17 protein-coding genes are annotated in these 23877 nt (G+C 69.1%); 4 read left to right on the top strand and 13 right to left on the bottom strand.

Translation table 11 applies throughout. The features are described 5' to 3' along the window. Window positions 1-53: 53 nt before the first annotated feature. Window positions 54-2504, bottom strand: coding sequence for a GH92 family glycosyl hydrolase (locus ACJ7VY_RS01445; RefSeq protein ID WP_409476214.1), 2451 nt, complete (start codon window positions 2502-2504; stop codon window positions 54-56). A gap of 743 nt (window positions 2505-3247) precedes the next feature. Here ACJ7VY_RS01445 and ACJ7VY_RS01440 point away from each other — a divergent pair. Beyond that, the gene (locus tag ACJ7VY_RS01440) at window positions 3248-6328 is read left to right on the top strand and encodes a TonB-dependent receptor (RefSeq protein WP_293763791.1); all 3081 of its coding nucleotides are present in this window, start codon (window positions 3248-3250) and stop codon (window positions 6326-6328) included. A 193-nt stretch (window positions 6329-6521) separates the two neighbouring features. Here the strand turns inward: ACJ7VY_RS01440 and ACJ7VY_RS01435 are convergent, their stop codons facing one another. Together ACJ7VY_RS01435 and ACJ7VY_RS01430 are read right to left on the bottom strand one after the other, a co-directional pair. Further along, window positions 6522-7142, bottom strand: a complete 621-nt coding sequence (locus ACJ7VY_RS01435; RefSeq protein WP_161615367.1) for a glutathione S-transferase family protein — start codon at window positions 7140-7142, stop codon at window positions 6522-6524. 79 nt (window positions 7143-7221) lie between these two features. After that, complete coding sequence (locus ACJ7VY_RS01430; protein ID WP_104937821.1) at window positions 7222-7998, bottom strand: NYN domain-containing protein; 777 nt, start codon at window positions 7996-7998, stop codon at window positions 7222-7224. A 131-nt stretch (window positions 7999-8129) separates the two neighbouring features. Between ACJ7VY_RS01430 and ACJ7VY_RS01425 the strand changes: the two genes are divergently transcribed. Beyond that, window positions 8130-9431: an NAD(P)/FAD-dependent oxidoreductase gene (locus ACJ7VY_RS01425; RefSeq protein ID WP_409476213.1), complete on the top strand. Its 1302-nt coding sequence runs from the start codon at window positions 8130-8132 to the stop codon at window positions 9429-9431. Window positions 9432-9442: 11 nt separating this feature from the next. On the opposite strand, the gene ACJ7VY_RS01420 is transcribed toward ACJ7VY_RS01425, so the two are convergent. The 7 genes from ACJ7VY_RS01420 to rhlB all read right to left on the bottom strand — a co-directional run bounded on the left by ACJ7VY_RS01420 (window position 9443) and on the right by rhlB (window position 16106). Then, window positions 9443-9844 carry a GFA family protein gene (locus ACJ7VY_RS01420; RefSeq protein ID WP_409476212.1) on the bottom strand — a complete coding sequence of 134 codons (402 nt, stop codon included), beginning with the start codon at window positions 9842-9844 and terminating at the stop codon, window positions 9443-9445. 179 nt (window positions 9845-10023) lie between these two features. After that, a complete protein-coding gene (rpoH, locus tag ACJ7VY_RS01415) occupies window positions 10024-10899 on the bottom strand; it encodes an RNA polymerase sigma factor RpoH (RefSeq protein ID WP_054661518.1) in 876 nt (291 codons plus the stop codon). Between the two features lie 177 nt (window positions 10900-11076). Then, window positions 11077-11811: a uracil-DNA glycosylase gene (gene ung / locus ACJ7VY_RS01410; protein WP_409476211.1), complete on the bottom strand. Its 735-nt coding sequence runs from the start codon at window positions 11809-11811 to the stop codon at window positions 11077-11079. Then, the gene (locus tag ACJ7VY_RS01405; RefSeq protein WP_161615372.1) at window positions 11808-12650 is read right to left on the bottom strand and encodes a response regulator; all 843 of its coding nucleotides are present in this window, start codon (window positions 12648-12650) and stop codon (window positions 11808-11810) included. Before ACJ7VY_RS01405 ends, ung begins: the two co-directional genes overlap by 4 nt. Before the next feature lie 7 nt (window positions 12651-12657). Beyond that, window positions 12658-13635 (bottom strand): permease-like cell division protein FtsX, encoded by a 978-nt coding sequence (ftsX, locus tag ACJ7VY_RS01400; protein WP_409476210.1) that lies wholly within the window; start codon window positions 13633-13635, stop codon window positions 12658-12660. After that, on the bottom strand, window positions 13632-14318 hold the full coding sequence (locus ACJ7VY_RS01395) for a cell division ATP-binding protein FtsE (RefSeq protein ID WP_054661506.1): 687 nt from the start codon (window positions 14316-14318) through the stop codon (window positions 13632-13634). The genes ftsX and ACJ7VY_RS01395 overlap by 4 nt, the downstream gene beginning before the upstream one ends. A gap of 96 nt (window positions 14319-14414) precedes the next feature. Then, window positions 14415-16106, bottom strand: a complete 1692-nt coding sequence (rhlB, locus tag ACJ7VY_RS01390) for an ATP-dependent RNA helicase RhlB (RefSeq protein WP_409476209.1) — start codon at window positions 16104-16106, stop codon at window positions 14415-14417. Between the two features lie 197 nt (window positions 16107-16303). Here rhlB and trxA point away from each other — a divergent pair, with 197 nt between their 5' ends. Both trxA and rho read left to right on the top strand, forming a co-directional pair. Next, window positions 16304-16633 (top strand): thioredoxin TrxA, encoded by a 330-nt coding sequence (gene trxA / locus ACJ7VY_RS01385; protein ID WP_054661500.1) that lies wholly within the window; start codon window positions 16304-16306, stop codon window positions 16631-16633. Window positions 16634-16854: 221 nt separating this feature from the next. Then, window positions 16855-18579: a transcription termination factor Rho gene (rho, locus tag ACJ7VY_RS01380; protein WP_409476208.1), complete on the top strand. Its 1725-nt coding sequence runs from the start codon at window positions 16855-16857 to the stop codon at window positions 18577-18579. 75 nt (window positions 18580-18654) lie between these two features. Here the strand turns inward: rho and ACJ7VY_RS01375 are convergent, their stop codons facing one another. The 3 genes from ACJ7VY_RS01375 to ACJ7VY_RS01365 all read right to left on the bottom strand — a co-directional run bounded on the left by ACJ7VY_RS01375 (window position 18655) and on the right by ACJ7VY_RS01365 (window position 23713). Next, window positions 18655-19524, bottom strand: coding sequence for a protein tonB (locus tag ACJ7VY_RS01375; protein ID WP_409476207.1), 870 nt, complete (start codon window positions 19522-19524; stop codon window positions 18655-18657). Between the two features lie 58 nt (window positions 19525-19582). Beyond that, entirely contained in the window at window positions 19583-21301 is a 1719-nt protein-coding gene (gene aceK, locus ACJ7VY_RS01370; protein WP_409476206.1) for a bifunctional isocitrate dehydrogenase kinase/phosphatase, read from the bottom strand. 186 nt (window positions 21302-21487) lie between these two features. After that, window positions 21488-23713 (bottom strand): NADP-dependent isocitrate dehydrogenase, encoded by a 2226-nt coding sequence (locus ACJ7VY_RS01365; protein WP_293762477.1) that lies wholly within the window; start codon window positions 23711-23713, stop codon window positions 21488-21490. Between the last annotated feature and the right edge of the window lie 164 nt (window positions 23714-23877).

Here is a 23877-nt window from a genome sequence, read left to right as displayed (position 1 = left end):
CGTGGCCCGGCACATCGCCCGGGTCGTCGCCGCCTCGTCCGCAGGGCGCCGGCTCATCGCATGGCGCTGCCCGGGGTGGCGCACCAGGACACCGGCAGGTCGGCCACGTCCGTGCCCCAGCCCTGCTCCGGCGCCTGCGCGGCCAGCGTGTAGCGGATCGTGCCGCCCGCGCGCAGCCGCGCCCAGTCCAGCCACACCGCGCGCTGCGGCCTGCCGTCGACCTGCACGGCCTGGATGTACTGCAGGCTGCGGCCGTCGGCGCCCGGTGCCTGCAGGCGCAGGGTGCGGCCATTACCCAGCGCGACCTCGGCGCTGGAAAAGCGCGGCGCGTGCAGCAGGAACTGGCCGCTGCCCGGCACCGCCGGGTACAGGCCCAACGCACTGAACAGGTACCACGCCGACATCGTGCCCAGGTCGTCGTTGCCGGTGACGCCGTTGGGCGCGTTGGTGAACAGCTGCTGCGCCGCGCGCACCACGGTGGCGGTCTTCCACGGCTGGCCGATCAGCGTGTACATCCACGGCGCATGCAGGTCCGGTTCGTTGTTCGGGTTATAGCGGTACTGGTTGTAGTAGCTGTACGGGCCGACCACCCATTCCTTGCGCGCGGCGGTCAGCGGCGCCTGCACCAGCGCGTCGTAGGCGAAGAATGCATCCAGGCGGCGTCCGGCCTGTTCGCGGCCGTGCATCGCCGCCACCAGCCCCGGCACGTCCTGCTGCACCAGCCACTGGTACTGCCAGGCGGTGCCCTCGTGGAAGCCATGCTGCGAGCGCGGGCTGTAGTGGCCATCGGCCGGCGTGTACCACGCGCCGTTCTCGTCGCGCGGGCGCGGGAAGCCGCTGAAGCCGGTCTCGGCATCGCGCACCTGCGGGTCCCATACCTTGTGCCAGTTGCGGCCGCGCTCGCGCAGCGCCGCCGCGTCGTCGGCATGGCCCAGGCCATCGGCCATCTGCGACAGCGCGCAGTCGGCCAGCGCGTACTCCAGCGTGGCCGAACCGCCGTGGTGCGGGTCCACGTCCATGCCCTTGGACGGGAACGCGCGGTCATAGGCGACGAAGCCGTCGCGCAGGTAGCGGGCGTTGCCGGAGCGGCCGGCCGCGCGTGAGTTCAGCGGCGGCATGCCGAAGGCATTGCGGCGCAGCGCCGCCCAGGCCTCGGCTTCGCGGCCCGCCAGCGCGCCGAAGCGCCACAGGTCCACCAGGAACGGCGTGACCGGGTCGCCGGTCATGACGTTGGTCTCGAAGTTGGCGTAACCCCAGCGCGGCAGCCAGCCACCCTGGGCGTCGATCGCCAGCAGGGTGCGGCCGATGTCGCGGGCCACGTCGGGCCGGGTCAGCGCCAGCCACTGGTTCTGCGCGCGGTAGGTATCCCACAGCGAGAAGTACTCGTAGTAGGTCCAGCCATCGGCGCGGTGGATCGCGTCGTCGTAACCGCGGTAGCGGCCATCGGCGTCGCTGCCGGTCATCGGCTGCAGCAACGCGTGGTACAGCGCGGTGTAGAGCACCGTGCGGTCATCGCGGCTGCCGCCCTGCACGCGCACCGCGTCCAGCTGTTCGCGCCAGCCCTGCTGCGACAGCGCGCGCATGCGCTCGAAACCGAGCAGGCGGCCGTCCTGCATGCCATCGGCACGCAGGTTGCTGCGCGCACCTTCGGCATCGACGTGCGAGATCGCGCTGGTCGCGGTGACGGCACGGCCGTCGGCCAGATCGAAGCTCAACCACGCACCATTGGGCTTGAGCTCGCCCTCCATGCTGTGGCGTGCGCCGGGCAGGCCGCCCTGTTCGCCCCAGGTGCCGTGCGCCTTGAACGGGCGGTCGAACTCGATGCGGAACCAGGTGGTGTACTGGTGGCCGCCGCAGAAACTGCGGGTCACCAGCTTGCCTTCCACGGCGCGGTCGCCGACCACGTCGATGACGCTGCCGATCACCGAATGGCGCTCGTTGGCCTGGCCCACGTTGACCAGCACATGGCCCTCGGCGCCGGTGGCGAAGGTGTAGCGCTCGCTCGCGGCGCGGGTGCGCGCGGTGGCTTCCACGTCGATGCCGCCGTAGTCGGTCAGGCGCACCCGATAGTAGCCGGCCTGCCCCACTTCGCCGACATGGCTGTAGGCCGATGCGTAGCGCTTGTGGTCGAAGGCCTTGGCGTCGGTGGTGTCGAAATCACCGCCGGGGCCGATGCTGCCGGTGACCGGCAGCACCGATACCTGCCCGCCCTGCTCCCAGCAGCCGGCACCGGACAGGAAGGAATGGCCGAATCCGCGGATCTTCTCGTCGTCGTAGCGCCAGCCGGCGTAATGGCTGCCGATCGGGCTGACCTGGATCAGGCCGAACGGTGCCGACGCACCCGGGAAGGTGTTGCCGTCGTCCTTGCTGCCGATGAAGGTGTTGACCTCGCGCTCCAGCGCGGGCGGCGCGGCCGCCAGCGACGGAACCCAGGCCAGGGCCAGCAGGCAGGCGAGCCCGGCGGCGGAACCCTTGCGGGGGGCGGTGGACGGCGATCGGCGCATGCGGTGGTTCCTCAGGGTCGATGTCGGTGGGTGGAAAAGGGGGTCCGGCCGAAGCCGGACCGGTGATACCCGGCCATCCCGTGCGGGATGGGGAGAGGAGCCGGGATCAGAAAGCGGCAGGGCGACGCGCGGCCCGCCCCGCCGGGAATGACGGCGCGGCCAGGGCCAACGGGTGATTCGATCCGGTCATGGCGTTCTCCCCTGCGACCCGCGGGTGCAGCGCTGCGGAAACGGCCCACAGCCGGCATTCGCGGGATCTTCCATCGGTCCAAACGGGACCTGCGTTGAATTTAGATCGATTCAAGTAAACCACGGCCCTTTGCCGGACCGCATTCTGCGGCGCACCATCGCCACCCGCCCAGGTCATCTGCCCGGCCCCGGCGACGACGTCGGGCGCGCCCAGACCGTCTCCCCCCCTTGCCCGTTCACGGCCGGCGGCGCCAGACGCGGGCAGGCGCCCCCTGGCAGGGGGCCGCCAGCCCGCGGACCCGCCGCGTCTTATTGCGCAGCAACATGCAGCGGGGAGGGCGCTGTGCTAAAAAAACTGCGTCATTTGTTTAGATCGATCCAAATAGAGATCGACTGGCAATTGCCTGCGACAAGGGAAAACGGACCGGGTCCGTCACTCGATCCATGCACGAAACGCCCCCGGCGCGCCGGGGATGCGTGGCTTCAGAACTTAGATCGATTCAAGTCCTTTCGTACCAGAAGCGGATCCAAATCCAGGAGAGGGAGAGAGTGGAATGAAACAGACATCACGCATGCACGCCCGCAGTTCGCTGTCCGGCGCCATCGCCATCGCATTGGCCGCCGCGGCGCTGCCGGTGAGCGCCATTGCCCAGCAGGCGGCCACGCCGGCGCCGGATGCCACCACGCTGGATGCGGTCACCGTCACCGGCTACCGCTATGCCATCGAGAAGAGCCTGCAGCAGAAGCGCGACGCCAACGCGGTGGTCGAAGTCATCACCGCCGAGGACGTCGGCAAGTTCCCCGACAAGAACGTGGCCGACGCGCTGCAGCGCGTGCCGGGCGTGATCATCACCCGCAGCGGCGGCGAGGGTAAGAACGTCAGCGTGCGCGGACTGTCCTCGGAACTGACCCTGACCGAGTTGAATGGCAACTACATCGCCACCGCAGAATCCAACGGCGACCCGACCCGTTCGTTCAACTACACGCTGCTGCCGTCGAACATGCTGGGCAGCGCCGAGCTGTTCAAGTCGCCCGAGGCGCGCATCGACGAAGGCGGCATCGGTGGCACGGTGATCCTGCACACGCGGCGTCCGCTGGAGATGGAATCCAACACCGGCTTCGTCTCCGTCGAAGGCACCTGGGCCGATACCACCCGCAAGACCGACGGACAGGCCTCGGCCTCGTACGCCTGGCACGACAAGGACGAGCGCTTCGGCGTGTTCGTCGGCTACACCGACCAGAAGCGCACCACCCGCACCCTGGGCGCCAGCACCGAAAGCTGGCAGTGGTATGGCCGCGACGAAGGCGGCACCGCGGTCGACGTCAACGGCAACCCCTCGAAGTTCAACTCCAACTGGTGGGGCGGCACCGGCTTCTACGACCAGAGCGGCCGGTACTACACCGGCTTCATGATGCCGACCTCGGTGAACCTGGACGTCAAGGAGGAGGAACGCGAGCGCAAGGGCGGCCAGCTAACCCTGCAGTTCAAGCCGCTGGACAACCTGACCCTGACCGCGAACTACTTCCGCTTCGACCTGTCGCAGAACGCCCAGACCCACACCATCAAGGTGCCGGAATGGAACATCGCCCGCTACTGGGGCGACGGCAACTGGGCCGGCGGACGCCTGCTCGACGGGCTGACCCTGGACCCGAGCGGCACCATCGTCACCGGCGCCGATTACAGCCGGCACCCGGGCAAAACCTATTACTGCAGCGAGGAACAGGCCGCAGCAGGCGGCATGGCGCCGGGCGGCTGGGGTTCGGACGACTGCACCGTGCCGACTCCACAGATCACCGGCAGTTACAACCTGGAAAAGGCGCTGTCGCAGACCGCCGATTTCTCGGCCGAATGGCGCGGCGAGTCGGTTGACATCGCCTTCAAGGGTGGGCGCACCTGGGCCAAGGGCGGCCCGTCGCTGCAGTTCTCGGTGCCGCTCAAGCCACGCAGCCAGAACGCGGACGGCAGCTGGAACCTGGGCAACCTGGCCAGCTCCTGGAACCTGACCGGCACGCCGTCGATGGCGTTCTCGCCGGAACTGATGCAGAACCTGAAGAACGGCATCCTGCAGGTCGACCTCGGCTCGACCGGCTCGTCCTGGACCCGCAACACCACCGAGCAGAAGTACGCGCAGATCGACAGCACCTGGTACAACGACAGTGGCGTCCTCGACTCGCTGCAGTTCGGCGTCAAGTACCGCGACGGCGGCATCCACCGCAGTACCGGCAACAGCTACTGGACCTGCCCGGGTAGCGATCCGGCCGACTACGAGAACCGCTACTGGAACGGCGGCTGCAACGACCTCGCCCAGCAGTTCTCGCCCGACTTCCTGTACGCGATGGGCAACCTGGCCGGCGGCATCAACGCCAGCGCGTTCCCGGCCATCAACTACCCGGCCTACATCGCCTATCTGAACAAGACCTACGGGCCGATGCAGACCCGCAACGAGGACAACTTCGTCTACAACGTGGACGAAAAGATCTACGCCACCTACCTGCAGGCCAACTTCCGTACCGAGCGCCTGCGCGGCAACGTCGGCGTGCGCGTGGTCAGCACCCGCCAGCACGCCGATTCCACCGACAAGGTCACGTCCTACAACGACTACTTCTACGACGACGCCAATGGCAATCCGCTGGCATGCCAGGCCGGTGACACGGTACCTGGCGGCGCCCCCGCCCGTACCTACTGCGGCACCGAAGGCTATTGGCGGCTCTCCGACAGCGAGGCGCGCACCGAATCGTTCGCGGTCAGCGGGCTGGATCGCAGCTACACCGACGTGCTGCCGAGCTTCAACCTGGCCTATGACCTGACCGACAACCTGCTGCTGCGTGCGGCGGCCTCCAAGGTGATCGCGCGCCCGAGCTACAGCAACATCGCCGCCCCGGGCAGCCTGGAGTACTTCAGCCCCGAGTACGTCAACGACCGCCGCCTCACCGGCGGTGCCGGCGAACAGGGCTGGTACGGCTCGGGCAGCAACAAGAACCTGGAGGCCTACAAGGCCACCCAGTACGACATCGGCTTGGAGTGGTACTTCCAGCCCGGCTCGGTGCTGGGCCTGGGCCTGTTCCGCAAGGACGTCAGCAACTTCTCGGTGCCGGTGGTGCAGGACGTGACCCAGAACGTCGGCGGCCAGACCGTGGTGGTGCAGAACTACTCGACCACCGCCGGCGGCCGCGACGCCGTTTCGCAGGGCGTGGAGTTCTATGCGCAGCACACGCTGGATTTCGGCCTGGGCTTCCAGGCGAACTACACCTGGAACGACACCAACGAAGCCGCCATCACCCTGGAGGACGGCACCGAGATCGGCAAGTCACCGCTGGTCGGCAGCGCCAAAAACCAGGCCAACTTCACGGTGTTCTATGAAGTGGAGAAACTGCTGCTGCGCGCCTCGTGGAACCGTCGCGGCGAAGTGGTGCAGGGCCTGGTCAGCGGCCTGAACCTCTACCAGGAGCCGTACCAGCAGATCGACCTGAATGCGGCCTACAACATCACTCCGGCACTCTCGCTGAGCGCCTCGGTGCTGAACCTGACCCAGGAAGAGTCGCGTACCCACCTGGGCAATGACACCAAGGCCCGCTTCTACTCCAACAACTATGCCGGCCGTGTCATGTATCTCGGCCTGACCTGGAAGTTCTGATCCCTGCCTTCCGGGCACCGACGACGACAGCCGCGCTGGTACAGGCGGCTGTCGCTGTTTGCAGCGCTTGTAGATGCGGGGCTCGCCCCGCATGGGGTTCACCGGAAACGCCCCGTGCGGGACAAGCCCCGCACCGGCGGACTCCCTGCGTGGATGCGGGGCCTGCCGCGCGTGTGCGGTATTCCGGCAGTTCTCAGGTCAGCGGCGTCATCACGCCCTTGCGGTAGGCCGGGCGCTGCTGCAGGCGCGCGTACCAGCCGGCCAGGTGCGGCAGCTCCGGGCGCTGCACCGGCATCTCGAACCAGGCATACGCGAACGCGCCGAGCGGGATGTCGCCCATCGCGAACGTCTCCCCGGACAGCCACGGTTGCCGCGACAGCTCGGCGTCGGCCAGCGCCAGCAGCTCGCCACAACGCACCAGCGCGGCGTCGATGCGCGCCGCGTCGCGGTCGGCCGGTGCGGTGCGCACCACGCCCCAGAACAGGTCGCGGAAAGCCACGGCGAAGCTGGAGATGGTCCAGTCCATCCACTTCTCGCTCTGCGCGCGCCGCGCCGGATCCTCGGGGTACAGCGTACCCAGCGCGTAGCGCGCCGACAGGTAGCGGACGATTGCGTTGGATTCCCACACCGGCAGGCCATGGTCCTCGATCACCGGCACCAGCCCGTTGGGATTCATCTGCCGGTACTCGGGGGTCTGGGTGCCGCCGAAGGCGCCGCCGACCTCGATCGATTCATACGGCAGGCCGATCTCCTCGGCGCACCACAGCACCTTGCGCACATTGCTGGAATTGTGGCGTCCCCAGATCTTCAGCATTGCGGTTCCCGTCATGGCCGATGCCAGGCGCGCACGATACGCCAGCCCACGTCATGATGGCGTCCGCGGTGGTGCGCCATCAGCCCGCGCCCGGCTTGCCGGCCTTGGGCGCGGCCTTGCGCGGCAGCGCGCGCACGTAGGACGACTTGCCGTCCTTCTTCAGCTCGAACAGGCCGATCGCCGCGAGCAGGTCGGAAAGCTTGCCGTACCCGTAGTTGCGCGGATCGAACGAGGCCTGGTTGCCGATCTGGCTGCCCACCGGCCCCAGGTGCGCCCAGCCATCCTCGCCCTCGGCCGCGGTCACCGCGCGGCGCAGCATCTTCACCAGCCGCGTGTCGCCGCGCAGCTCCGCGCCGCTCTTGCGCGGGCGCGCCTCCTCGGCCGCGTCCGGGCCCACTTCCGGGGTACTGGGGTGCGGCTGCCCCAGCGCCTCGAGGTAGGTGAACTGCGAGCAGGCGTTGACGAACGGATCGGGCGTCTTCTTCTCGCCGAAGCCATATACCTTGACCCCGTCGGTCAGCAGGCGCATCACCAGCGGGGTGAAATCGGCATCGCTGGAAACGATGGCGAAGCCGTCCAGGTTGCGCGCATAGAGCAGGTCCATCGCATCGATCACCATCGCCATGTCCGAGGCGTTCTTGCCCTTGGAATAGGCGAACTGCTGGATCGGCCGGATCGCGTACTCGTGCAGCACCGACTCCCAGCCCTTCAGCCGCGGGCTCTTCCAGTTGCCATAGGCGCGGCGCACGTTGGCCACGCCGAAGCGCGCCACCTCGGACAGTACTTCGTCGATCTTCGCCGCGGGCGCGTTGTCGGCGTCGATCAGCAGGGCGATGCGCTTCTCCGGATCGGACACGGCGTTGTCTCCATGGCGGTCGATTGGCCCCAGTATCGACCATCGACATGCGCGCGCGCACCCCGTGCGAAGATGGAAGCCGGTTGTCACGCTCTCCAGCCGGCCGCGCCCGGCCCCCACCGGAGTAACGCATGCCCCACGACCGCCCTCCCCGGCTGCTGATCATCGGCGGCGGCTTCGCCGGCCTCTGGGCCACACGCGCCCTGGCCACCGCGAAACTGCGTATCACCCTGGTCGACCGCCGCAACCATCACCTGTTCCAGCCGCTGCTGTACCAGGTGGCGACCGCCGGCCTGTCGGCCCCGGACATCGCCGCGCCACTGCGGCACATCCTCGGCCGCCAGCGCAACGTCGAAGTGCGGCTGGGCGAAGTGGAGGCGATCGACAAGCAGCACCGCCAGGTGCGGCTGCGCGACGGCGGCACGCTCGACTACGACCTGCTGCTGGTGGCCAGTGGTGCCACCCACGCCTATTTCGGCAACGACCAATGGGCGCCCGACGCGCCCGGGTTGAAGACGCTGGACGACGCGCTGGCGCTGCGGCGGCGGCTGCTGCTGGCCTTCGAGAAGGCCGAGGCCGAGCCGGATCCGGCAAAGAAGGCGGCATGGCTGAGTTTCGCCATCGTCGGCGGCGGCCCCACCGGCGTCGAGCTGGCCGGCACCCTGGCCGAGATCGCGCGCCACACCCTGCGCAACGAGTTCCGCCATATCGATCCGGCATCGGCGAAAGTGCGCCTGGTCGAGGCCGGGCCGCGGGTGCTGTCCAGCTTCCCGGAAGTGCTGTCGTTGAAGGCGCGCCGGCAACTGCAACGGCTCGGGGTCGACGTGCATACCGGTACGCCGGTGACCGCGATCGACGCACGGGGCTTCCGCCTGGGCCAGGACTTCATCCCCGCCCGTACCGTGGTCTGGGCCGCGGGTGTCGCCGCCTCGCCGCTGGCGCGGACGCTGGAGACGCCGCTGGATCGCGCCGGCCGGGTACTGGTGCAACCCGATCTCACCGTGTCCGGCCACCCGGAGATCTTCGTCGCCGGCGACCTGGCCGCGCTGGCCCAGGCCGATGGCCGGCCGGTACCGGGCGTGGCGCCGGCCGCCAAGCAGATGGGCAAGTACGTGGCCGCCGCCATCCACGCGCGGCTGCAGCAGCGTGCGGCACCGCCCCCGTTCCGCTATCGCGACCAGGGCAACCTGGCCACCATCGGGCGCATGGCCGCGATCGTGCACATGGGCCGGCTCAAGCTCTCCGGACTGCTCGCCTGGTGGTTCTGGCTGGCGGCGCACGTGTTCTTCCTGATCGGCTTCCGCAACCGGCTGGTGGTGCTGCTCAACTGGGCGGTGGCGTACTGGAGCTACCAGCGCAGCGCGCGCATCATCTTCGGCGACGCCGATACCGGCGCCGGTGCCGATCCACCCACGCGGCCGCCGGCGGACTGAGCGCAGCGGGACTAGCCGTTGCCGCCGGCGAACTGCTCGAACACCTGCTGGCCGGTCAGCGTCGGCGTCTGGTTGGCCAGCACATAGAACGGCGGCTTCTCGTCGATGAAGATCTGGCTGGCCAGTTCGAAGGCCTGCTCCTGGAACAGGCCGGCCGAGACGTAGTACGCGCCGTCGGGCACCAAGCGGTAGTAGAGGGTGCTGCCGCAGGTGCCGCAGAACGCGCGCTCGGCCCAGTCCGAGGAGCGGAAGGTCTTCAGCGCGGCGCCGCTGAACTGCACCGTGTCGTCACAATGCACGGCGAAGAACGGCCCGCCGGTCCAGCGCCGGCACATGCTGCAGTGGCACAGGCCGATCTGCGCCGCATCGTTGGCCACCACTTCGACCGCACCGCACAGGCAGGTTCCCTTCATCGTCGTCTCCGTTCGTGGATTGCGTCCGCGCAATCTACACCGCGGCAACGCCACGCAGGCCGTCGGCGGTCGCGGTTTGGCAAGACGGCGCCGGCATGCCCACGCCGGTAGCGGCCAGCGGCAACGAAAAAGCCCGGGCTTCCCCGGGCCTTTCGCATGCCCGCCTGGCGGCGTGGCGATCAGGCGGTGAACAGCGCCTTCATCTTCTTCAGCGCGTTGGCCTCGATCTGGCGGATGCGCTCGGCCGACACGCCGTACTCGTCGGCCAGCTCCTGCAGCGTCACCTTGCTGTCGGCATCGAGCCAGCGGCGGGCGATGATGTCGCGCGAACGCTGGTCCAGGTTGGCCAGGCCCTCGCGCAGCAGCTGCAGCTGGTTTTCCTCGCTGTCCTCGCGCTCGTAGGCCTGCGACGGGTCCTCGTCGCGCGCGACCAGGTACGCCGCCGGCGACGGCGGTGCGTGGTCGTCGTCCTCGTCGGACGGCGCGTCGAAGCCGACGTCGCGACCGGACAGGCGCGACTCCATCTCCATCACTTCGCGCTCGGAGACATTCAGGTCCCGGGCCACCGCACTGACCTCGGCCGCGTTCATCCAGCCCAGGCGGGTCTTGGACTTGCGCAGGTTGAAGAACAGCTTGCGCTGCGCCTTGGTCGTGGCGACCTTGACGATGCGCCAGTTCTTGAGGATGAACTCGTGCATCTCGGCACGGATCCAGTGCACCGCGAAGGACACCAGGCGCACGCCCATGTCCGGGTCGAAGCGCTTGACCGCCTTCATCAGGCCGATGTTGCCTTCCTGGATCAGGTCGCCCAGCTGCAGGCCGTAGCCGTTGTAGCCGCGGGCCACGTGCACGACGAAGCGCAGGTGCGAATGCACCAGCTCGCGCGCGGCGTCCAGGTCCTGCTCGTCGCGGAAGCGGCGCGCCAGTTCCTGTTCCTCATCGACCGAGAGCACCGGGATCTGGTGCACGGCACCGATGTAGGCATCCAGCGAACCCAGCGCACTGGGAATCGGAAGATTGTTTGCCACAAGGGCAGTGGAGGTGTTCTGGCTCATAGGACCTCATCTTAGCAGTCGAACTATTGGACTGCCCGGTACAGAAAAAGTTCCAGCGTTCTATTTTTGTCGAAAAACAGCCGCCGAATCACCTCAGAACCCCCGGTATGGATCAACCGGGAATCAGCCCAGCGTAGCAGGAAGCGGGTCACCGCCACATGACAGCGCAGGGAGCGTTCAGCCACCGGCGAGCCGGGCGTCCAGCGCCGCGCGGGGGGGCAGACGCCAGTCGATCGGCCGCTGTCCGCGGCGGACCAGGTACTCGTTGGCCTGGGAGAAATGGCGGCAGCCGAGGAAGCCGCGGTGGGCCGACAGCGGCGAGGGATGCGGCGCCTTCAGCACGCGGTGGCGGCGGGTGTCGATGACCTTGCCCTTGGCCTGCGCGTAGCTGCCCCAGAGCAGGAACACCAGGCCTTCACGCTCGCGGTTGAGGACATCGACCACGTGGTCGGTGAAGCCCTCCCAGCCCTTGCCCTGGTGGGCGCCGGCGCGGCCTTCCTCGACCGTCAGCACGGCGTTGAGCAGCAACACCCCCTGCCGCGTCCACGGCAGCAGGCAGCCGTGGTCCGGGCGCTGGAACGGCGGCGCGACGTTGCCGTCGCTTTCCAGTTCCTTGTAGATGTTCAGCAGCGACGGCGGCACCGGCACCCCCGGCATCACCGAAAAGCACAGGCCATGGGCCTGGCCGGCGCCGTGGTACGGGTCCTGGCCGAGCACCACCACCTTCACCTGCTCGAACGGGGTCGCGTCGAACGCGGCGAATATCTGCGGCCCCGGCGGGAACACCCGCGCACCGGCGGCCTTGCGCTGGCGCAGGAAGGCCGCCAGTTCGCGCATGTCAGGGCGCAGCAGCCAGTCGCCGATGCGCGCCTTCCAGCCCGGCTCGAGCTGGATGTTCGGCGCTGCGCTCACAGCGCCACGGCCGGTTGCGCCAGCCGGGTCAGGCGCAGCTGGAACAGCACCTTGGTCACCAGCAGGCGCTCCTCGATCGGCTTCTGCACCAGGTCGTTGGCACCGGCCTGCAGCAGTGCGGACTGGTTGTGCGGGTTGCTGTCGCCGGTCATCACCAGCACCGGCAGGCGGCGCTTGCCGTAACCGAAGTCGATGCGCACGCGCTCGACCACGTCGCGGCCGTTGAGCTCGCCCTTGAGGGTGACGTCGGTGAGCACCAGGTCGATGCGCCGGGTGGTGCGCCCGAGCGACTCGGCGGTCAGCAGCGAGAAGGCATCCTCGGCGGTGAGCACGTGCACCACGTGCAGGTCGTGGCGCTCGAGCATGCGCTTGGTGGCTTCGGCCACCACCCGGCTGTCCTCGACATACAGCACGGTCGCGCCGGGCACCGGCTCGGGCTGCACGTAGCCGCGGATGAAGGTCGCCAGCGCCTCGTGGCCCAGCGCCTTGTCGAAATAGTCGGTGACGAACTCGTTGAAGCGGCGCTGCTCCAGGTGACGCTGCGCATCGCCGGATACCACGATCACCGGCACGTAGGCCTGCCCGGCCGCCTCGCGCACGCTGCGCGCCAGCGCCAGGCCATCGCCATCGGGCAGGGCCAGCGAGGTGGTGACCAGGTGCACCGGGCCGGTTGCCAGCGCCGCGCGCGCTTCCTCGATGCTGGCGCAGCCCACCACCTCCACGTCCGGCAGCTCGCGCTGCAGCACATCGGAGATCAGCTTGCGCACCAGTTTTGAGCCATCGACCACCATCACCCGCGGGGCGTCGCTGATCAGATGCTTGAGTTCGTGCGTGGACATGCGCGTGTCAGGTATCGGTCGGGCGAGTCTGCCTGAGGAAGTGCCCGGTCACCAGCCACGCCCCCAGCCACCCCAGGATCACCGTCCCCAGCAGCACCAGCCCCGAATGCAGGGCATCGAGCCCATGGAGGGTGAAGGTACTGCCATAACTGCCGGTCAGCGCGGCCAGCGGCGGGCGCAGGGCCAGGCCGCAGGCACCCACCAGCGCCAGCGCCAATGCGCCCGCGCCCAGGCCGTACCAGGCGCCCAGGTAGACGAAGGGGCGACGGATGAAGCCATCGCTGGCGCCGAGCAGCTGCAGCACGCCGATTTCCTCGCGCCGCGCCTGGATGTCCAGCCGCACGGTATTGCCGACCACCAGCACCGCGCCCAGCCCCAGCAGCAGCGACAGCACCTGCACCAGGCGCGTGCCGAAGCCGAGCCAGGCGTCCAGGCGCTGGCGCCACAGTGCGTCGTGCTGGACCAGGTCGGCCTGCGGCAGCGCCTGCAGCGCGCTGGCCAGGGCCATGTCCTGGTCCCCGGCCGGAGTGACGATCAGCAGTGTCGGCAGCGGGTTCTCGCCGAGTGCGTCGATCGCCTCGCCCAGTCCCGCGCTCTGGCGCAGTTCGGCCAGGCCTTCGTCCGGCGTACGCAGCACCACGCCGGCCACGTCGGCACGCGAGCGCAGGCCCGCGGCCACGTCCTGCGCGGTGGCGCCGTCGACTTCGGGCTTGAGGAACAGATTGATGTCGCGCGACTGCTGCACGCTGCCGGCGAACAGCTTCAGGTTGTCCAGCGCGATCGACAGCCCCAGCGGCAGCGCCAGGGCCAGCGCCATCACCGCCACGGTCAGCACCGTCGCCCAGGGCTTGCGCAGCGCGCGACCGAGGCTGAAGACCACGCTGTGCAGGTGGTGGGCGAACCACACGCGCAGCCGCGACGGCGCTGGCGTGGCATGCGCGGCGGCCTTGCCCGCGGCGTCCTTGTTGTCCGGAGTGCTGCTCATTCGGCCAGGTCCTGCGGCGAGATGTCGTCCACCAGGCGACCGTGGTCCAGGATCAGCACGCGCTTACGCATGCGCTTGAGCAGCGGCAGGTCGTGGCTGACCACCAGCACGCTGGTGCCGCGCCCGGGCAGTTCGGCGAACAGGGCCATGATCTCCGCGGCCAGGGTCGGGTCGAGGTTGCCGGTCGGCTCGTCGGCCACCAGCAGCCTGGGTTCGGCGACGATCGCGCGGGCGATGCCCACGCGCTGCTGTTCGCCGGCCGACAGCTGCGTGGGCAGCGCCTTCTCGCGATGGCCCAGGCCCATGCGCTCGAGCACCGAGCGCACCCGCTTGCCGGTGTCGGCGCGACGGTCGCCACGCAGGATCAGCGGCAATGCCACGTTCTCGCCGACGCTGCGGTCGATCAGCAGGCGGTGGTCCTGGTGCACCGCACCGACTTCACGGCGGTGCAGCGCCACCTTGCCGCCGCGCACCTTGAGCAGGTTGCGCTCGCCGAACAGCACGGCGCCACGGGTCGGGCGCTCGCTGAGATGGATCAGCTTCAGCAGGGTGCTCTTGCCGGCACCGGAATGGCCGGTGACGAACAGCATCTCGCCGGCAGCCACCTCGAAGCTGACGTCCACCAGCGCCTGGTGGCCGCCCGCATAGTGCTTGCTGACATTGTCGAAACGCAGGACGCTCATGCAGCGATTATGCCGGAGCCGGAGCGCGGCGTGCATCGCGCCGCCGGGCGCGGCCGCGGAACGACAACGGCGCCGGCCAGGGGCCGGCGCGCCCGATCAATCGCCCGACAGCATCCGCCGGATCTTGCGTCCCAGGCGGGTCAGGAACGAGTCGCTGTCACTGCCGGACGCGCGCATCGGCGTGGCCGGCACCTGCACCGGGCCGTTGCCGGCCGCAACCGCGGGCGCGGCGACGGCGGCTTCGGCGCCCTCAACCGGACGCCCGTGGCGACGACGGCGACGCTTGCGCGGCGCGCGCTCGCCTTCCACTGCGGCCTCCGGCGCGCCTTCGGCACGCGGGGGGCGGGGCGGGCGCGGAGCGGCGGCGGGTTCGGCCGCGGCCGCCCCCTGCTCGCCCTCGACGCGCGGCTTGCGCGGGCCACGCGGCTTGCGATCGCCATCGCGGCGCTCGCCACGGCCGGCGCCGGAACGCCCGCCGCTACGGCCACCACCGCGGCGCTCTTCCTCGGCGGCACGGGCTTCGCGCGCCTCGCGGAAGATCGCGCCGACGCTTTCGTTCTCTTCGCCTTCGCCTTCGCCCTCGGCCGGCGCCGCGCGTTGCGGGCGCGGCAGCGGGGTCAACAGTTCCTTGGTGACCGGCTCGGAGGGAATCTTCTGCTCGATGTAGGCCTCGATGTCCGGCAGGCTCATCGCATAGCGCTCGCAGGCAAAGCTGATCGCGTCGCCCTCCTCGCCCAGCCGCGCGGTGCGGCCGATGCGGTGCACGTAGTCCTCGGCATCGAACGGCAGGTCGTAGTTGTAGACGTACTTGATGCCGTCGATGTGCAGGCCGCGCGCGGCCACGTCGGTGGCGACCAGGATTTCCAGCTGGCCCTTCTGGAAGCGGTTGAGCAGGCTCTCGCGCTTCTTCTGCGGCACGTCGCCGGACAGCACGCCGACGCGGTAACCGGCCTTCTCCAGCGCGCGGGCGACGCGCTCGACGAACACCTTGGTGTTGACGAACACCATGGTGCGCGCGCCCTCGCTGCGCGAGAGCAGGCCCAGCAGCAGCGGCAGCTTCTCCTCGTCGGAGGGGAAGTAGATGCGCTGGCGCACGCGGTCGGCGGTGATGTTGTCGGTTTCCACCACCAGCTTCTGCGGCTCGTTCATGTGCTCGTAGGCCAGCTCCAGCACGCGATGGCTGAGGGTGGCCGAGAACAGCAGGGTCTGGCGGGTGGTTCGCTCGGGCATGCGCCGCAGCAGGAAGCGGATGTCCTTGATGAAGCCCAGGTCGAACATGCGGTCGGCTTCGTCCAGCACGCAGATCTCGCAGGCATGCAGCGAGACCACCTTGTGCTGCTTGACGTAGTCGATCAGGCGGCCCGGGGTGGCGATGATCACGTCCACGCCCTTCTGCAGCAGCTCGCGCTGCTTGTCGTAGTCGACACCGCCATAGACCAGGGCGAAGCGCAGGCCCGAATCGGAGGCGAATTTCATCGCGTCCTTGTGGATCTGGATGGCCAGCTCGCGGGTCGGCGCCAGGATCAGCGCGCGCGGGTCCTCCGGCTTGCGGTCGGCCAGCGCCGGCCGGCTCAGCAGCCGGTTGATGACCGCCACCAGGAAGGCCAGCGTCTTGCCGGTGCCGGTCTGCGCCTGGCCGGCGACGTCGCCGCCCGGCAGGGCCACCGGCAGGGTCAATGCCTGGATCGGGGTGCAGCGGGTGAATCCGGCTCCCTCGAGTCCGGCCAACAGCGCCGGTTGCAGCTCGAAGGAGGAAAAAGTCACATCAGTCAGCGGTTTGTCGCTCATTATTTGGTCTTGGTAGTGCCAGCCGGCTAGGTTGGCCGGGCGGCTTGCATCGTATCGGGCACCGTCGCACACTGCGGCCCCTGCGCCGGGTCGCGCGACGCAAGGCCAAGCCTTTGGGTCCGCGCAATGCCCCAGTTTAGCGCAATGCGGCAGCCAACCCGGCATGGGCCGTCGCATTGCCCCAGGAGACTCCTCAAGTGAGCGATAAGGTTCTACACGTCGGCGATGCCGATTTCGACGCCGCCGTGCTGCAGTCCGACACCCCGGTGCTGGTGGACTTCTGGGCCGAATGGTGCGGCCCGTGCAAGATGATCTCGCCGGTGCTGGACGAACTGGCCGACGCCTACGACGGCAAGCTGAAGATCGCCAAGCTCAACGTCGACGACAACCGCGCCACCGCGGTCAAGTACCACGTGCGCTCCATCCCGATGCTGCTGCTGTTCAAGGATGGCCAGATCCAGGCCACCCAGATCGGCGCCGTCGGCAAGGGCCAGCTGAGCCAGATGATCGACAAGGCGCTGGCCTGACCCCTCCCCGCCGGCGGCCTGGCCGCCGGCTCCGGGCCGCCCTTACCGCGGCCCAACGGGCGTTTCCCGCCACCTTGCACCGCCGTGCGCGGCGGTGTTAGTGTCGCCGCATCCGGCAGCGTTCGCCTGCCGCACCCTCCGGCCGGGTTCTCGTCCGGATCATTCCCAACCAGTTCGCCGCCCTGTCAGGCGCTCGCACGTCAGCGAGAGGAATCAAGCACTTGTCCGAGAACACTCCTTCCGAAACCGGGAGCGCCGACGCGCCCGTCGAGAAGCGCGTGCGCAAGCCGCGTGTCGCCAAGGCCGCCGAGGCCGCCGACAGCAGCAGCCCCGCTTCCCCCCCGGCCCAGTCCGCCCTGCCGCTGCCGGCCGGCGACAGTTCCCCCGCTCCTGCGACCCCGGACCCCGGCAACGACGCCCCGGCACCCGCGCCGGCCGGCAACCCGTCCGCCGGCCAGGAGGGTGGCGAGGCGCGCGGCGGCGACGGCAACAACAACGCCCAGCGCCACGGCCAGCAGAACCAGCAGAACCAGCAAGGTCAGGGCCAGGGCAATCGCCGCGACCGCTTCCGCAACCGCCGTGAGCGCAACCGCGACCGCTTCCGCGACGACGGCCTGCCCGGCGACAACGGCAACGAGACCTTCGTACCGCGCCCGCACCCTTCGGTGCCGGAAGGCTTCCCGGTCTATTCGCTGAGCGATCTGAAGAAGATGCCGGCGCACAAGCTGCTGGAAATCGCCGAGCAGCTGCAGATCACCGACGGCGTGGCCCGTGCCCGCAAGCAGGACGTGATCTTCGCCCTGCTCAAGGTGCTGACCCGCCATGGCGAGGGCGTGGCCGCCGATGGCGTGCTGGAAATCCTGCCCGACGGCTTCGGCTTCCTGCGCGCCGCCGAGGCCAGCTACCTGGCCGGCCCGGACGACACCTACATCTCGCCCAGCCAGATCCGCCGCTTCAACCTGCGCACCGGCGACCACATCGCCGGCCGCATCCGCTTCCCGAAGGACGGCGAGCGCTACTTCGCGCTGAACATCGTCGACACCATCAACGGCGAGCCGATCGAAGCGTCGAAGAACAAGGTGCTGTTCGAGAACCTGACCCCGCTGTTCCCGCGCAAGCGCTTCACCCTGGAACGCGGCAACGGCTCTTCCGAAGACATCACCGGCCGCATCCTCGACCTGATGGCACCGCAGGGCAAGGGCCAGCGCGCGCTGATCGTCTCCCCGCCCAAGGCGGGCAAGACGATGATGATGCAGCAGATCGCCACGGCCATCACCACCAACCACCCGGAAGTGCACCTGATCGTGCTGCTGGTGGACGAGCGCCCGGAAGAAGTGACCGAAATGCAGCGCACGGTGCGCGGCGAAGTGGTCTCCTCGACCTTCGACGAGCCGGCCGCACGCCACGTGCAGGTGGCCGAAATGGTGATCGAGCGCGCCAAGCGCCTGGTCGAGCACAAGAAGGACGTGGTGATCCTGCTGGACTCGATCACCCGCCTGGCCCGCGCCTACAACAACGTCGTGCCCAGCTCCGGCAAGGTGCTGACCGGCGGCGTCGACGCCAACGCCCTGCACCGCCCGAAGCGCTTCTTCGGCGCCGCGCGCAACGTCGAGGAGGGCGGCTCGCTGACCATCATCGCCACCGCGCTGGTGGAAACCGGCTCGAAGATGGACGAGGTGATCTACGAGGAGTTCAAGGGCACCGGCAACAGCGAAGTGCACCTGAACCGCCGCATCACCGAGAAGCGCGTGTACCCGGCCATCGACATCAACCGTTCCGGCACCCGCCGCGAAGACCTGCTGATCGAGCCGGAGCTGCTGCAGAAGATCTGGATCCTGCGCAAGCTGCTGCACCCGATGGACGAAATCGCGGCGATGGAATTCCTGCTGGACAAGATGAAGAACACCAAGTCCAACGACGAATTCTTCGGTTCGATGAAGCGCTGATCCCCCGCCGGATCGGCTGTAACGGAAAAGCCCCGCGAACGCGGGGCTTTTTCGTGGCGGGTGCAGCCGGCGCGCTCAGCCTTCCAGCGGCGTCAGCAGCTTCGGTCCACCACCGCGGCCGGCCATGTAGACGCCACCATCAGCCAGTGCGTCCGAGCCGTTCTCCCAGTCCTCGTCGCTGATCCATGGCGCGCGTTCGCGCGGTCCGGGGATGTAGGCCTGCCACGTGCCGTACTCGTCCGGCATCGATCGGCCCTGGTCGACCACCGCATAGCGCACCGGCACGCGCACATTCCAGTGCGGCGCATCCACGTCCTTGCCTTCGACCGGAACGCGGAACTCCCACTTGCGCGCCGCGGCCAGCGCATTGCCGCCCAGCACCTGGCGGAACCGGCGCATCTGGCCTTCGCTGGCCACCACGGTCATGTTGACCTGTTCCACGTATGCATCCTCGACGCGGCCATCGCGCCCGACCCTGACGACCAAGTAGACATTGCCCTGCGCCCCCACCTCGTACATCGAACGCGGGTAGCTTGGCGGCGTCATCTTCAAGGCGGTGACCGCGCTCCTGCTTTGCGGATCGTAGGCCTCGAAAGTGGCGCTGCGGATGGCCACCTGGGTGCCGCCGTCTTCCAGCCTCTTGCCGACCAGGCGCAGCATCAACGGCGAACGCGCGGCGACCGGCTTGCCGTCGCGGACCACCGGCACGAAGGTCCAGCCCATCACCGAGCTGCGCACGAAACGGGACAGCTCCGCGCTCAGCCGGTCCTGCTGGTCCAGCCGCACCGCTTCCACGCTGCCATCGAGCGCGATGTCGATCTGCCCGGACAACTGCATGGCCATCTCGGCCTGCTTGCGCACGGCCCCGGGCCCGGCGGCCGACGCGGCAACGGCCACCAACAGCAACGCGGCCAGCACGGCCCCGCGACGCAACGACGTCAGCATGACGCTCTCCCTGCCCTCCATGTCCAGGACGCGACTGTAGCGCTTCCGGCGGCGATGTTCACGCCAGCCGCAGTGCGCGTGGGTAGGGCGGGGTATCGGGAAACTCGCCGCGGGCGAAGGCGGCCTGCAGGCCACGCCACCAGCGCGGATCGAACAGCTCCCCGTGCGCCTCGCGCACCGCCTCCATCAGCGGCCGCGGCAGGCCCATGAACAACGGGAAGCGCTCGGGAAACACGTCGTTGGGCGCGACGTGGAACCACGGCTCGGCGGCCAGGGCTTCGGCGGCATCGCGTGGCTGCGGCCACTCGCGGAACGTGCAGTCGCTGACCCGGCACAGCTCGTCGTAGTCGTAGAACACCACGCGGCCGTGGCGCGAGACGCCGAAGTTCTTCAGCAGCATGTCGCCGGGGAAGATGTCGTTGCGCGCCATGTCGGTGATGGCCTGCGCATAGTCGAGCGCCGCCGCGCGCGCGGCCTGCGGGGTCTGTTCGCGCAGGTACAGGTTGAGCGGGCGGAACCGCCGCTGCACGTAGCACAGCGATATCACCAGGTCATCGCCCTCGACCCGCACGCTGCGCGCGCAGCTCTCCAGCAGCTCCTGGCGCAGCGCCGGGGCGAAGCGCGCCAGCGGGAAGCGCAGGTGGCGGTACGGCTGCGCATCCAGCAGCCGGCCGATGCGGTCCAGGTTGAACACCAGCGCATAGCGGTCCTCCACGTCCTGGCGGCTGACCGTCTTGGGCCAGGCGAAGCGGTCGCGGATCAGCTTGAACACCAGCGGGTAGCTGGGCAGGGTGAACACCGCCATCACCATGCCCGGGGTGCCCTCCGCCGGTACCAGGCGCTCGTCCGGATGCTGCTGGAAGTGGCGGAAGAAGGTGCGGTAGCGCTCGGTCTTGCCCTGCTTGGCGCGGCCCAGCACGGTGTAGATCTCGTCCACCGGCTTGCCGGGCAGCAGGCTGCGCAGGAACACCACCGCATCGGCGACGGTGGGCAGGTCGGCCTGGAAATAGCTGCGCGACACGCCGAACAGGTGGGCCACGTCGCGGCGCCGGCTCAGCACCGCCTCCGCGCGCAGGCCGTCGTCGCCATCGTTGACCAGCGCGATCACGCAGGGCGAGAAGCGGTGCTCGCCGAACACGCGCCCCACCAGGTAGGCGCGGCGCTCGCGGTAGAACACGGTATCGAGCAGCTCGATGGCGCGCACCGGGTTCGGCCCCCAGTGCGCCAGGTCGTCCTGCAGGCGCACGGCGATGGCCGCGGCGCAGCGCAGGCGGTGCCGGTAGGGCACGTCGAAACGGTAGTCGGCCAGCACGCGCTCGAAGGCCTCGGCCGGGCGCGCCTCCGAAACGGTATAGACATGGCGCGCCACCGGATGGGTGATGGCATCGGACGGCTCGATCTCCAGTGCCATGAACTCGATGGCATCGTCCACCCCGCGGGTGGCGAACAGGCGCCGGGTCAGGGTGTTGTAGAAGGTCTTGTACAGCTCGCCGTCGATCTGCCCTTCCACCAGCGCGACGAAGGCCGCGCGTACCCCGGTCCACGCATCGCGGCCGGGCCGGCTGCCCGCGATCGCCTGCAGGCGCGCCATGCACTCGCCGACGCACAGGTCGTAGAGCGCGATGCGCTCGACCGCATCCTGGCGCGCCGCCGCCCAGTCGCGCTGCTCGAAGCGCCCGCGCGCGCGCCGGGTGATGGCAGCGAAGCGGGCGTGGTAGTCCTCGAAGCCGTCGCGGATGCAGCGGGCGATGGCGTGGGCGGATTCGGTGGCAGGCATCGGCAGTGGAGAGTCGGGGGCGCCGGCCACCACCCTACCGCACCGCGCCAGCGCGCGTGTCCCGGCCACCGCCGCGCAGGCAACCGGGGTGCCCGCAGCGTTGCGGGGATGCGCGGCACCATGAAGCACGAAGCCCGCATCGCGCGGCGATGCGGGCTTCGGCTCAAACGGCCGTGGCGGCTGCGATCAGAGCGCGGCCAGCGCGGCGTTGAGGGTCGCGCTCGGGCGCATCGCGCGGCTGGTCCTGCCCAGGTCCGGGCGGTAGTAGCCGCCGATGTCCACGGCCTTGCCCTGCACCGCGACCAGTTCCTCGACGATCTTCTGCTCGTTGTCGGCCAGCGCCCGGGCCAGCGGCGCGAACCTGGCCTTCAGCGCGGCGTCCTCGTCCTGCGCGGCCAGCGCCTGCGCCCAGTACATGGCCAGGTAGAAGTGGCTGCCGCGGTTGTCGATGGTGCCGAGCTTGCGGCCCGGCGAACGGTCATTGTCGAGGAACATGCCGTTGGCCTGGTCCAGCGCCTTGGCCAGCACCGCGGCGGCGGTGTTGTCGTAGCGCTGGGCCAGGTGTTCCAGCGAGGCGGCCAGGGCCAGGAACTCGCCCAGCGAATCCCAGCGCAGGTAGTCCTCCTCGACGAACTGCTGCACGTGCTTGGGTGCCGAACCGCCGGCGCCGGTCTCGAACAGGCCGCCACCGGCCATCAGGGGCACGATCGACAGCATCTTGGCGCTGGTGCCCAGCTCCAGGATCGGGAACAGGTCGGTCAGGTAGTCGCGCAGCACGTTGCCGGTCACCGAGATGGTGTCCTGGCCCCTGCGGATGCGCTCCAGCGAGAACTTCGTCGCTTCCACCGGCGACAGGATGCGGATGTCCAGGCCCTGGGTATCGTGGTCCTTCAGGTACTTCTCGACCTTGGCGATCACCTGCGCGTCATGCGCGCGGTTGGCGTCCAGCCAGAACACGGCCGGGGTGTTGCTCAGCCGCGCGCGGCTGACGGCCAGCTTGACCCAGTCCTGGATCGGCGCGTCCTTGGTCTGGCACATGCGCCAGATGTCACCGGCCTCGACCCTGTGCTCGAACACCACGTTGCCGGCGTCATCGCTGACGCGCACGGTGCCGTCGGCCGGGATCTGGAAGGTCTTGTCGTGGCTGCCGTACTCCTCGGCCTTCTGCGCCATCAGCCCGACGTTGGGCACGCTGCCCATGGTCGCCGGGTCGAACGCGCCATGCGCCTTGCAGTCCTCGATCACCGCCTGGTAGACGCCGGCGTAGCAGCGGTCCGGGATCAGCGCCTTGGTGTCCTGCAGCTTGCCCTCGGCGTTCCACATGCGGCCGGAGTCGCGGATCATCGCCGGCATCGAGGCGTCAACGATCACGTCGCTGGGCACGTGCAGGTTGGTGATGCCCTTGTCGGAGTTGACCATCGCCACCGCCGGGCGCCTGGCGTACTCGGCGGCGATGTCGGCCTTGATCGCCTCCTGGGTGGCTTCCGGCAGCGACGGCAGCCGCGCGTACAGGTCGCCGATGCCGTTGTTCGGGTCGAAGCCGGCCTGCCTGAGCTCGGCGGCGTACTTGCCCAGCACGTCCTTGTAGAACTCCTCCACCACCACGCCGAACATGATCGGGTCGGAGACCTTCATCATGGTCGCCTTCAGGTGCAGCGAGAACAGCACGCCCTGGGCGCGGGCGTCGGCGATCTGCGCGGCGACGAACGCGGCCAGCGCGCGGCGCGACATCACCGAGGCATCGACGATCTCGCCGGCCTTGACCGCGGTCTTCTCCTTGAGCACCACGGTCCGGCCATCGTCCTGCACCAGCTCGATCTTCAGGCTGCCGGCGGCGGCCAGCGTGGCCGACTTCTCGCTGCCGTAGAAATCACCGTCGTCCATGTGCGCCACGTGCGACTTCGAGTCGCTGCTCCACGCGCCCATGCGGTGCGGGTGCTTGCGCGCGTAGTTCTTGACCGACAGCGGCGCACGGCGGTCCGAGTTGCCTTCGCGCAGCACCGGGTTCACCGCACTGCCCTTGACCTTGTCATAGCGCGCCTTGATGTCGCGGGCGACGTCGTCGGCCGGCGCATCCGGGTAGTTCGGCAGCGCGTAGCCCTGGTCCTGCAGCTCCTTGATCGCGGCCTTGAGCTGCGGCACCGAGGCGCTGATGTTGGGCAGCTTGATGATGTTGGCTTCCGGCCGGGTCGCCAGCTCGCCGAGCTCGGCCAGGTCGTCGCTGATCTTCTGCCCGTCCTGCAGGTAGTCCGGGAACTGCGACAGGATGCGGCCGGAAAGCGAGATGTCGCGGGTCTCCACCGCGATGCCGGCGGTGGTGGCATACGCATCGATGATCGGCAGCAGCGACTGCGTCGCCAGGAACGGGGCTTCGTCGGTGAGCGTGTAGATGATCTTCGGCGTATCGGACATGGGGGATGGTTTCCGTCGGAAGTAAATGCGGGTAGTCAGCACTGCATTGTCGCGCGTCGCGACGGTTCGGGCAAAACGGGCCGGTACGGTTGCGGCAGTGCGCCGCCGCGCCGGCGCATGGCATCGGCGCATGGGGCGGGCATCAGGCGGACGCGTGGCGTCGC

The sequence above is a fragment of the Stenotrophomonas sp. Y-13 genome (assembly GCF_046267925.1).
Taxonomy (GTDB): Bacteria; Pseudomonadota; Gammaproteobacteria; order Xanthomonadales; family Xanthomonadaceae; genus Stenotrophomonas; species Stenotrophomonas acidaminiphila_A.
The sequence above is the reverse complement of the archived record's forward strand: the minus strand, read 5'-3'. Positions and strand labels throughout refer to the sequence as shown.

What these genes read in the sequence shown, in the direction of transcription:
- aceK (WP_409476206.1), bottom strand. Translation starts at nt 21,301, where the DNA reads ATGCCTGCCACCGAATCCGCCCACGCCATCGCCCGCTGCATCCGCGAC.
- rhlB (WP_409476209.1), bottom strand. Translation starts at nt 16,106, where the DNA reads ATGAGCGACAAACCGCTGACTGATGTGACTTTTTCCTCCTTCGAGCTG.
- rpoH (WP_054661518.1), bottom strand. Translation starts at nt 10,899, where the DNA reads ATGAGCCAGAACACCTCCACTGCCCTTGTGGCAAACAATCTTCCGATT.
- ACJ7VY_RS01435 (WP_161615367.1), bottom strand. Translation starts at nt 7,142, where the DNA reads ATGCTGAAGATCTGGGGACGCCACAATTCCAGCAATGTGCGCAAGGTG.
- ACJ7VY_RS01375 (WP_409476207.1), bottom strand. Translation starts at nt 19,524, where the DNA reads ATGCTGACGTCGTTGCGTCGCGGGGCCGTGCTGGCCGCGTTGCTGTTG.
- ftsX (WP_409476210.1), bottom strand. Translation starts at nt 13,635, where the DNA reads ATGAGCAGCACTCCGGACAACAAGGACGCCGCGGGCAAGGCCGCCGCG.
- ACJ7VY_RS01405 (WP_161615372.1), bottom strand. Translation starts at nt 12,650, where the DNA reads ATGTCCACGCACGAACTCAAGCATCTGATCAGCGACGCCCCGCGGGTG.
- ACJ7VY_RS01425 (WP_409476213.1), top strand. Translation starts at nt 8,130, where the DNA reads ATGCCCCACGACCGCCCTCCCCGGCTGCTGATCATCGGCGGCGGCTTC.
- ACJ7VY_RS01365 (WP_293762477.1), bottom strand. Translation starts at nt 23,713, where the DNA reads ATGTCCGATACGCCGAAGATCATCTACACGCTCACCGACGAAGCCCCG.
- ACJ7VY_RS01440 (WP_293763791.1), top strand. Translation starts at nt 3,248, where the DNA reads ATGAAACAGACATCACGCATGCACGCCCGCAGTTCGCTGTCCGGCGCC.
- ACJ7VY_RS01395 (WP_054661506.1), bottom strand. Translation starts at nt 14,318, where the DNA reads ATGAGCGTCCTGCGTTTCGACAATGTCAGCAAGCACTATGCGGGCGGC.
- ACJ7VY_RS01445 (WP_409476214.1), bottom strand. Translation starts at nt 2,504, where the DNA reads ATGCGCCGATCGCCGTCCACCGCCCCCCGCAAGGGTTCCGCCGCCGGG.
- ACJ7VY_RS01420 (WP_409476212.1), bottom strand. Translation starts at nt 9,844, where the DNA reads ATGAAGGGAACCTGCCTGTGCGGTGCGGTCGAAGTGGTGGCCAACGAT.